Genomic DNA, 10,370 nt, shown 5'->3' with positions numbered 1-10,370 from the left:
ATCTTATGATATATGGAATTATAGGAGAAAAGACATGGAATAGAATAATGAGAGAGTAAAAGTTACAAAAATAAATTTCATTATTTGTTTTATTATAACTTTGAATTTTGATTTTCATTAGAGATACTATAAAAAATAGTTCAATATTTTTTATATAAAATTTCTAATAAGGGCGTTGCTAATATTTAAGGTAAATTGGACAGAAATTAAAAATATGTGCATCTTGTGTTATTACATGAGATGTTTTTTCATGTCTGGAATATATGAGGTAATATAATATTAAGTGAAATTTATAATAAGCTTCTATAATAATTTATTATCTATTATAATTAAATTAAATTATTATAAGTTATTTGATTTATAATATAAAATAACTTGTTTATTTATAAAATATTGTATATAATAAAAATGTTTAAAGGATAGAAGCAGAACATTTTTGATATAGAATAAAATCAAATATAAAAAATTTGAATAGATTGGAGAATTGTTAAGATGAAAGAAGAAAATGAAAAATATGATGAAATCATGACAGTAGCAGAGGTTGCAGAATATTTTAAAATTAGTGAAGTTACAACATATAAATTAGTTCAAGAAGGAAAGATTCCAGCTTTTAAAATAGGAAGACATTGGCGTGTTAAAAAAGAAGATTTATCTGAATTTATTGAAAAATTAAAAAGGGGAGAAAGATTATAATTTTTTTATCAGGAGGTACACGAATGATAATAAATAATAATACATCATTTCATGAATTATTGGAATTATGGGCTAAATATTCCTTTAGTTTTTTTATGATGAAAAAGTAACAAAAGAAGATTTAGAAGGATTTAAAAAGATTAATAAACATCTAGAAAATTATGGCATGCATAAGATAGAAATATTTAATGTAAATGAAAATGTTTGTACAGTACGTTATTTTAGAAATGGTTTAGAATTTAAAAAACAAGTGGAAGTATAGTAATAGATGAGGCGCAGGATTTCAGTGTATTTCAGTTTTATGTTTTAAATACTAATATGTTCACTTTATTGGGAGATCTTTTTCAGGGAATACATTCTTATGGAGCAATAAATAATTGGCAGCAAATTATTGATAATGTTTTTGGATAAGATAATAATTACAAAACTTTAAGACAAAGTTATAGAACCTCATCTGTAAATAGTGAGTTTTATACAGTTATTTAATATATATTAAGAAAGCATTATAAAGTTAGCCTGGAAAAAAGATAATAATAATTATATGAAGGAGGGAATTTTTTGAAAAATAAAAGTAAGATGAAAATTATATCACTAGGAGGTCTTGGTGAGATAGGAAAAAATATTACAGCTATTGAATATGATGACGAGATTGTTGTAATTGATTGCGGGTTAGCTTTTCCAGATGCGGAAATGTATGGGGTAGATATTGTAATACCGGACATAACATATTTGATGAAAAATAGTCATAAGGTAAAAGGATTTTTCATAACCCATGGTCATGAGGATCATATTGGAGCCCTTCCATATATTTTAAAGGAACTTAATGTTCCTATATATGGCACAAAATTAACTTTAGGGTTAGTAAAGTGTAAATTGGAAGAACACAATATACTATCACAGTGTGAACTTAATATTGTAAAACCAGGGGATGTTATAAAGTTAGAAACAGTTTCTGTTGAATTTATAAGGACAAATCATAGTATAGCGGATAGTTGTTCATTAGCAATACATACTCCTTTAGGTGTGATTGTTCATAGTGGAGATTTTAAAATTGACTATACTCCTATTGATGGAGAAATTATTGATTTAAAAAGATATTCTCAGCTGGGTAAGCAAGGTGTCCTATTATTTATGGGAGATAGTACAAATTCAGAGCGAACAGGATATACAATGTCTGAAAAAACTGTAGGTGAAAAATTAGATAATATTTTTAATGGATCAAAGGGGAGAGTTATTGTAGCTACTTTTGCATCTAACATACATAGGGTTCAGCAGATTGCAAATTCGTCTATAAAGGAAGGAAGAAAGATTGCATTTAGTGGAAGGAGCATGGAACGAATATCACAAGTTGCAATGGAATTAGGTTATTTAAATATACCAACTAAGTCATTAATAGAGATAGATGAAATTGGTAAATATTCTAATGACAAAATTACAATTATTACAACTGGAAGTCAAGGCGAGCCTATGTCAGCTCTCACTAGAATTGCTACAGGTACTCATAAAAAAATTAAGATTGAACCAGGAGATATGATTGTTATTTCTGCATCTCCTATTCCAGGAAATGAAAAATTTATATTTAATGTGATAAATCAATTGTATAGAAGAGGAGCAGCAGTTATTTATAAGTCCTTAGAAGATATACATGTTTCTGGTCATGCATGTCAAGAAGAACTTAAATTAGTACATTCACTTTTAAAACCAAAGTATTTTATACCTATACATGGAGAATACAGACACTTAAAACAACATGCTATGATTGCTGAAAAATTAGGTCTAAATGAATCTAATATTTTTATTTTAGATATAGGAGATGTATTTGAAATTACATCTACAAAAGCAGAAATTGTAAACAAAGTTTCTTCAGGAAGAATAATGGTAGACGGATTAGGTGTGGGAGATGTAGGCAATATAGTTTTGAGAGATAGAAGACATTTATCACAGGATGGTATTATAACAATAGTAGTAACAATTGATAAACAAGGTCCTAGTGTTTTAGCAGGTCCTGATATTGTTTCTAGAGGGTTTGTTTATATTAAAGAGTCAGAGCAATTACTAAGGGATTCCAAAAATTTAGTAAGGGAGTCAGTGGAGGAGTGTATTAGTAATAATATAACTGAATGGTCAGTAATAAAGGCTACTATAAGAAATGATTTAGGTCAATTTTTATATAAAAAAACTAAAAGAAAACCTATAATACTTCCTATTATAATGGAAATATAAAATTACAAATATGATGTGCTAATTTTATAAAAATCATATTTAAACCTTTTCCCTTTATATTGCTTTCATATAAAAATAATATATATAAATATGCTTGAATTTAGATAATTATGCAGGTATAATTTATTCTTGTGCGAAACGGAAATAGACTTTTACGGAAAAAGTCATATAAATTTTAAATAGAGGTGATGTTTTGAGAGAAAAAATTAAAGAAGAATGGCTTTCTAATATTAAAGGAGATATTCTGTCGGGAATTGTAGTTGCACTAGCACTTATCCTAGAGGCTATAGGTTTTTCTATTATAGCAGGAGTTGATCCTATGATTGGACTATATGCTTCATTTTGTATGTCATTAGTAATTGCTTTTTCAGGTGGCCGGATAGGAATGATTTCAGCAGCAACAGGAGCTATGGCTCTTGTAATGGTAGGGCTTGTAAAAAACCATGGTGTACAGTATATGTTTGCTGCAACTATATTGACAGGTATTATACAAATGATATTGGGAACATTAAAAGTTGGAAATTTAATAAAATTTATTCCCAAATCAGTAATGGTAGGTTTTGTGAATTCTTTAGCTATTTTAATTTTCATGGCACAAATTCCTAGCTTTTCCGGAGAATCTTGGCAGATGTATGCTATGGTGGCAGGTGGGCTATTAATAATATATATATTTCCTAAAATAACTAAGACAATACCATCTCCATTAGTTGCTATTGTTGTAATTAGTGCTATTGCTATTCTTACTAAAAGTGATGTTAGAACTGTTGGAGATATGGGTCATATATCAAATACCTTACCAAAGTTTTTAATTCCAAATGTTCCTCTAAACTTTGAAACATTTAAAGTGATATTACCATATTCTATTTCCCTTGCATTTGTAGGTTTGATTGAATCATTATTAACATCACAAATTGTAGATGATATGACTGAAACTTCAAGTAATAAAACACAAGAATGTTTTGGACAAGGTATTGGTAATATAATTGTTGGCTTTTTTGGAGGAATGGCATCATGTGCTATGATCGGACAATCTGTTATTAATATTAAATCAGGTGGTAGAAGTCGTCTTTCTACATTTTCATCAGGAATATTTTTAATGGTTTTAATAATTGCATTAAATAAACTAGTAGTACAAATTCCTTTAGCGGCATTGGTTGCGGTTATGATCATGGTTTCAATAGGTACCTTTGATTGGAGTTCTATTAAGAAAATGAAAATGTTACCTAAGAGTGATTCTTTTGTAATGATAGTAACTGTAGCTGTTGTTGTACTAACACATAATCTTGCTATTGGAGTATTGTTGGGAACAATACTAAGCGCTGTTTTCTTTGTAGTAAAAATTTCAAAGATAAAAGTCATCTCTATTGTAGAAGAAAATAGTAATAAGAAAGTGTATAAAGTAAAAGGGCAATTATTCTTTGCATCAGCAACAAATTTTTTAGAGCAATTTGATTTTAGTGATAAGTTTAACTCTATAGAGATTGATTTATCTAAAGCACATATTTGGGATGAATCAGGTGTTGGCGCAATTGATAAGGCTATGATTAAATATAAAAAGAATGGTTCAAATGTAAATATAGTAGGCTTAAATAAGCATAGTACAAATCTAATTGATAAAATAGCTATTTTTAATAAAAATGATGCATGTCAACAAGAATTTGTTCACTAAAATAATTTTAAAATTATAAAAAATATATATAAAATTATTTAGTTATAAATTAGGGTGTGTCTGAAAACTAACTAGTGCAAAAGACTTAAATTTTAGGTATAATAATATAAAAAACTATGAGGTTAAAACAATGACACAAAAACGCTACGAAATATCAGATGAACAATGGAATCAAATAAAAAACTTATTTCCCGTTGCAAAGACAGGAAGACCACCCAAAGATAATAGAATTATGTTCAATGCCATACTATGGATTGCAAAAAGCGGTGCTGCATGGCGTGATTTACCTGAACGCTTTGGGTCATGGAAAACAGTATATAGTCGTTTTTGTAAGTGGCGTGATGACGGTACTTTAGTAGTAATTTTTAAAGAGCTAACCTCAGAAGCAGATTATGAAAATTTAAGTATCGATTCAACATGCATTAAAGCCCACCAACATAGTGCAGGTGTTAAAAAGGGGCTGTAAACAACGAAACGAAACAACATATTGGATTAAGCCACGGAGGACATACGACAAAAATTCATGCAGTTGTGGATGCCCTTGGCAATCCGGTATACTTCCAATTGTCATCTGGTAATTTACATGACAGTACACAAGCCATAGATATCCTTTCAAACATTGATATACAAAGTAGTAATATTTTAGCTGATAAAGCATATGGCACAAATGAAATTAGAGAATATATAACGTCACAGGGAGCCTCATATACTATTCCGCCAAAATCTAATTCAAAGAATCCTTGGCCTTGTGATTGGTGGACATATAAGGAGCGTCATCTAGTTGAATGCTTTTTTAATAAAGTGAAGCATTTTAGAAGAATTGCTACTAGATATGATACGCTTTCTTCTTCTTTTCTTGCATTTGTTTATATTTCTGCCATTTTTGTTTTATCTAAATAAGCTCTTGATATATTGTTTTCAGACACGCCCTAGTATGTTTTTTAGATTTTTAAAAAATTTAATAATATAACTTTAGTTATGCAAAATAAAAATCTAAATTGGTAAAACTACCAAAAAATAAATATGGCATACTTTCTCTCACTGTGTTATATAAAAGTTACCATACAAATACAAACACAGGAGGTAAGAAGTATGCCAAGTACTAATATTGTATCCATTAATAATGAACTTTACAATTACTTAAATGATGTAAATTATGGAATGTCTAAGCCTCAATTTAATCATTTAACCAATATTGCCAATGGATTAATTAATTTACCTGGCACTAAAACTTTATCTGAAATTGCTAAAAATGTGTTGCATTCAAAAGACAAAAGTTGTATTTATAGATTTTTAAGCCATTCTAAATGGGACCATAGTCTTCTGAACAACAATAGAATTAGCTATTTAAACTTTTTCCTTGAGCATAATATTAAACCTAAATCCGTAGGATTTTTGATTATAGATGATACTGTAAATCCCAAGAAATCAGCAAAGAAAATGCAAGGATTATCTTATAATTACTCTCATACAGAAGACAAAAATATTTGGTCACATTGTGTGGTTACTTCAAATTTTGTTGTAAATGATAAATCTATTCCTTTACAATATAAACCTTACTATAAAAAGGAATTTTGCAAAGATTTAAATAAAAATTTTAAATCTAATATTGATATTGCAAAAAATTTTATAACTTCTTTTAAAACTCCATCTAATTGTGAAAAAATTTATTGTCTTATGGATTCATGGTATACAAATAATAATTTAATAGAAGCATCTTTAGCAAAGGGCTACCACCTAATAGGAGCAATTAAATCTAACAGAAAAATATCTCCATTAGGAATTTCAATGCAGTTATCAAAATTTGAAAAATTCCTTAGTCCTAACACCTTAGACCTTGTTACAGTTGAAGGTAAGGACTATAGAGTATATACCTATGAAGGTAATGTTTCTAAATTCCCTTATGCTAAAATACTTATTTGCTATGAAGTCACCCATGATGGATTCAAGAACCCAGTATATTTGCTGTCTACCGACATCTTATTAAATGCAGAAACTATAATTAAATATTATTCTCACAGATGGACTATAGAAACTTCATATAAATATTTAAAAAGCAATTTAGCTTTTGATAAATATAGAATGCGTAGCATTTTGTCTATAGAACGATATTTTCTTATAGTATTCTTAATCTATAATTTTTTAGAATTATTTAGAGTTAGTTCCAACCACGGAGATTTTAAGACTATAGGTGAAACTCAGAAATATCTAAACAGCCTGACGGCAAAAGCACTTGTGTGCTTTATATATGAAAAATCAAAACAGAATATTGAACTAAAAGATATTTTATCTGAGCTAAAAATCCCTTAGAGTTTTTAAAAATTCATCATATAAAATTGGGCAAGTGTTTTCATATTATATGGATAATATATCATAATAAGTATAATATCGTCTCAATAGGTAATTTAGCTTTTGAAATTGCCTAACTAAAGAATATAATTTAATATATTTATAAAAGATACTATAGAGCTTAATGTTCTATAGTATTTTTTTATTAAAGCATAAAAATTATTTATACTTGCAATTATTATTTCAGGTGTTTATTGATTTATATAATTATTTAAATAATATTAGTATTGATTGATCTATTTTACACAATATATAACTTAGATTATAGTTAATACTTTCATGTTCACATTTAATATATTATTTGCATAATATACTTCTATATAGACAAATGTTTATATATAGGTGTATTTTGAGTTGATAAATATAAATGATGTTGACATTATATAGAATACATTCTATACTATGTATAGATAAATATCTATATAGGAGGGAAATCAATGAGCTTAAATTATGATGATAATGCAAAAATTATTAAAGCATTATCAGATGGTAGTAGATTAAAAATAATTGATATATTATCTTGTGGAGAAAAGTGTGCTTGTGATATATTGGAACACTTTGGTTTTACACAACCAACACTTTCTCATCATATGAAGGTTCTAATGGATTGTGGTCTTGTAGAATCTAGAAAAGAAGGTTTATGGTCATATTATTCATTAAATATTACTAATTGTAATAAACTAATTTTATTTCTTATGAGCATTACAACGGATACAGACGACTGTATCTGTAAGAATGAATCAAAATGTAATTGTAAATAAAAAAATGAGGAGTGAATAAGCATGAAAAAAATGATAATTTTTGATCCAGCTATGTGTTGTTCAACAGGAGTATGTGGCCCATCTGTTAATCCAGAATTATTGAGGATAGCTACAACAATAAACAGATTAAAGAATAATGGAATATTAGTTGAAAGATATAATCTAACTAGTAATCCACAAATATTTGTTGACAATAAGAAAATAAATGAAATTCTAAATAAAGAAGGAGTAGAAATACTTCCAGTTACAATGATTGATGGTATTATTGTAAAAACAAAAGCGTATCCAACTAACAAAGAATTTTGTAAATTGTTAGATATACCAGAGGATTATTTAAAAATTACTATAAAAAAACCATCTAAAGGTTGTAATTGTAAAGATGGATGTTGCTAAAAAGAAAAGGGGGATATAATGTTTAAAAAATTTAATGTAGAAGATATAAACTTAACAAAATATTTATTCTTTACTGGCAAAGGTGGAGTTGGTAAGACTTCAACAGCTTGTGCTGTAGCGGTAACTTTAGCTGATAAAGGTAAAAAAATTATGCTTGTTAGTACAGATCCAGCTTCAAATCTTCAAGATGTTTTTAATACAAAATTAAATAATAAGGGAGTTACTATAAAAGAAGTTCCTAATTTAGTAGTTGCAAACTTTGAGCCAGAAGAAGCAGCTGAGGAATATAGAGAAAGTGTAATAGCACCTTATCGTGGAAAACTACCAGAAGTAGTTTTGAGTAATATGGAGGAACAGCTTTCAGGTTCATGTACTGTTGAGATTGCTGCATTTAATGAATTCTCAACCTTTATAACTGATGAAAAAGTAGAAAAAGAGTATGACCATATTATATTTGATACAGCACCAACAGGTCATACACTAAGGATGTTGCAGCTTCCTTCAGCATGGAGCAATTTTATTAATGAAAGTACACATGGTGCTTCATGTTTAGGACAGCTTTCAGGACTTGAAAGTAAAAAAGAAGTTTATAAAAATGCAGTAAATACTCTAGCGGATAAGGATAAAACTACACTTATACTTGTATCACGCCCAGAAGTATCACCTTTAAAGGAGGCTGAAAGAGCTTCTAAAGAACTTCAAGATATAGGGGTAAACAATCAAGTTTTAGTTATTAATGGAGTACTTGAAGAGCATGAAGATTATCTTTCTAATGCTATTTATACTAAAGAACAAAAAGCATTAGAAGATATTCCACAATCACTAAAGACTGTTGAAACTTTTCAAATCCCATTAAGACCATATAATGTAACAGGTTTAGAAAATGTAAGAGCTTTTTTAAAGAATAATAATATTAAATATAATGATGAAAAATTAAACACTACTAATTTACCTAAATTAAATAAGGTAATAGAAGATTTATATAATACTGATAAAAAAGTAATATTTACAATGGGTAAAGGTGGTGTAGGTAAAACTACAATAGCTGCTGCAATTGCTGTAGGGTTAGCTAAGAAAGGAAAGAAAGTACATTTAACAACTACTGATCCAGCAGATCATTTAAAATTTGTGTTAGATGAAAGTTATGGAATCACTTTAAGCCATATAGACGAAAAAAAGGAACTAGAAAAATACAAAGAAGAGGTATTAGGTAAAGCACGAAAAACCATGAGTGAAGATGATATTGCTTATGTTGAAGAAGATTTAAGATCACCTTGTACTCAAGAAATAGCAGTATTTAGGGCATTTGCAGAAATAGTTGAAAGGTCAGAAAATGAGGTTGTAGTTATTGATACAGCACCAACAGGGCACACTTTATTACTTTTAGACTCTACTCAAAGTTATAATAAAGAAATTGAACGTTCACAAGGAGATATTCCAGAATCAGTTAAGAAGCTTTTACCTAAGCTTAGAAATGAGGAAAATACAGAAGTAATCATCGCAACACTAGCTGAAACTACTCCTGTTTATGAGGCTTTAAGATTGCAGAAAGATTTAAATAGAGCTGGTATTCACAGTAAATGGTGGGTTATCAATTCAAGTTTCTATGCAACCAATACAACAAATTCTATCTTAAAGGTAAAAGTCAACAATGAGGTACAGTGGATTAACAAAGTGAATGAAATATCTAAAGGAAATTTTGCAGTTATACAGTGGATTCCTAAAGAGGTTAAAGGTGAAATACTTAATGATTTAGTGAACTAGGAATAACTCCACTGCAAAATGTAAAAATTAATTTTGTAGTGGAGTTATATATAAACATGATTATATATAAATAATTTTAGCGGAGGATAATTTCATGAAACCTAAAGTAGCATTTATTTGTGTTCATAATTCTTGTAGATCTCAAATGGCAGAAGCGTTAGGAAAATTGTTTGCATCTGATGTTTTTCATTCATATTCCGCCGGTACAGAAACTAAAGTACAAATAAATCAAGATGCAGTAAGAATTATAAAGACAATGTATAAAGTAGATATGAATAAAGACCATAGGTCTAAACTATTAACGGATATACCAAAAGTAGACATTGCTATAAAAATGGGATGTAACGTTGTATGTCCTTTCTTACCTTGTAAGCATACAGAAGATTGGGAATTAGAAGATCCTACAGGTAAAAGTGATGAAGAGTTTATTAAAACAGCAAAAATTATTGAAGAAAAGATTAAAGATTTAGCGGAAAGAATAAAAAACAATGAAATTGATTTAACGGAATAATTTATGA

The 10,370-nt window shown here is 28.4% G+C and carries 9 protein-coding genes; all 9 read left to right on the top strand.

Annotated elements, in window-relative coordinates; translation table 11 throughout:
- Window positions 1-492 precede the first annotated feature (492 nt).
- The 9 genes from NGI68_RS12440 to NGI68_RS12400 all read left to right on the top strand — a co-directional run bounded on the left by NGI68_RS12440 (window position 493) and on the right by NGI68_RS12400 (window position 10,363).
- The gene (locus tag NGI68_RS12440; RefSeq protein WP_045883779.1) at window positions 493-693 is read left to right on the top strand and encodes a helix-turn-helix domain-containing protein; all 201 of its coding nucleotides are present in this window, start codon (window positions 493-495) and stop codon (window positions 691-693) included.
- A gap of 576 nt (window positions 694-1,269) precedes the next feature.
- On the top strand, window positions 1,270-2,916 hold the full coding sequence (locus NGI68_RS12435) for a ribonuclease J (RefSeq protein WP_251861799.1): 1,647 nt from the start codon (window positions 1,270-1,272) through the stop codon (window positions 2,914-2,916).
- 193 nt (window positions 2,917-3,109) lie between these two features.
- Window positions 3,110-4,585, top strand: a complete 1,476-nt coding sequence (locus NGI68_RS12430) for a SulP family inorganic anion transporter (RefSeq protein ID WP_251861787.1) — start codon at window positions 3,110-3,112, stop codon at window positions 4,583-4,585.
- 130 nt (window positions 4,586-4,715) lie between these two features.
- Window positions 4,716-5,485, top strand: a protein-coding gene (locus NGI68_RS12425; protein WP_251861786.1) for an IS5 family transposase whose coding sequence is annotated in 2 segments (ribosomal slippage) — window positions 4,716-5,043 and window positions 5,043-5,485 — 771 coding nt in all. Because the reading frame shifts where the segments join, the coding sequence is not laid out codon by codon here.
- Window positions 5,486-5,677: 192 nt separating this feature from the next.
- Window positions 5,678-6,895: an IS701 family transposase gene (locus NGI68_RS12420; protein WP_251861785.1), complete on the top strand. Its 1,218-nt coding sequence runs from the start codon at window positions 5,678-5,680 to the stop codon at window positions 6,893-6,895.
- A gap of 476 nt (window positions 6,896-7,371) precedes the next feature.
- Window positions 7,372-7,695, top strand: coding sequence for an ArsR/SmtB family transcription factor (locus NGI68_RS12415; RefSeq protein WP_076178536.1), 324 nt, complete (start codon window positions 7,372-7,374; stop codon window positions 7,693-7,695).
- A 21-nt stretch (window positions 7,696-7,716) separates the two neighbouring features.
- Window positions 7,717-8,088, top strand: coding sequence for an arsenite efflux transporter metallochaperone ArsD (gene arsD, locus NGI68_RS12410; RefSeq protein ID WP_076178535.1), 372 nt, complete (start codon window positions 7,717-7,719; stop codon window positions 8,086-8,088).
- An 18-nt stretch (window positions 8,089-8,106) separates the two neighbouring features.
- Window positions 8,107-9,852, top strand: coding sequence for an arsenical pump-driving ATPase (gene arsA / locus NGI68_RS12405; protein WP_251861784.1), 1,746 nt, complete (start codon window positions 8,107-8,109; stop codon window positions 9,850-9,852).
- A 94-nt stretch (window positions 9,853-9,946) separates the two neighbouring features.
- Window positions 9,947-10,363, top strand: coding sequence for an arsenate reductase/protein-tyrosine-phosphatase family protein (locus NGI68_RS12400; RefSeq protein WP_251861783.1), 417 nt, complete (start codon window positions 9,947-9,949; stop codon window positions 10,361-10,363).
- The last annotated feature ends 7 nt before the right edge of the window (window positions 10,364-10,370 follow it).

The organism is Clostridium sp. Marseille-Q2269 (assembly GCF_943736985.1).
Lineage (GTDB): Bacteria > Bacillota > Clostridia > Clostridiales > Clostridiaceae > Clostridium_F.
Note: the sequence above shows the minus strand (reverse complement) of the source record. Positions and strands in the feature narration are given on the sequence as shown.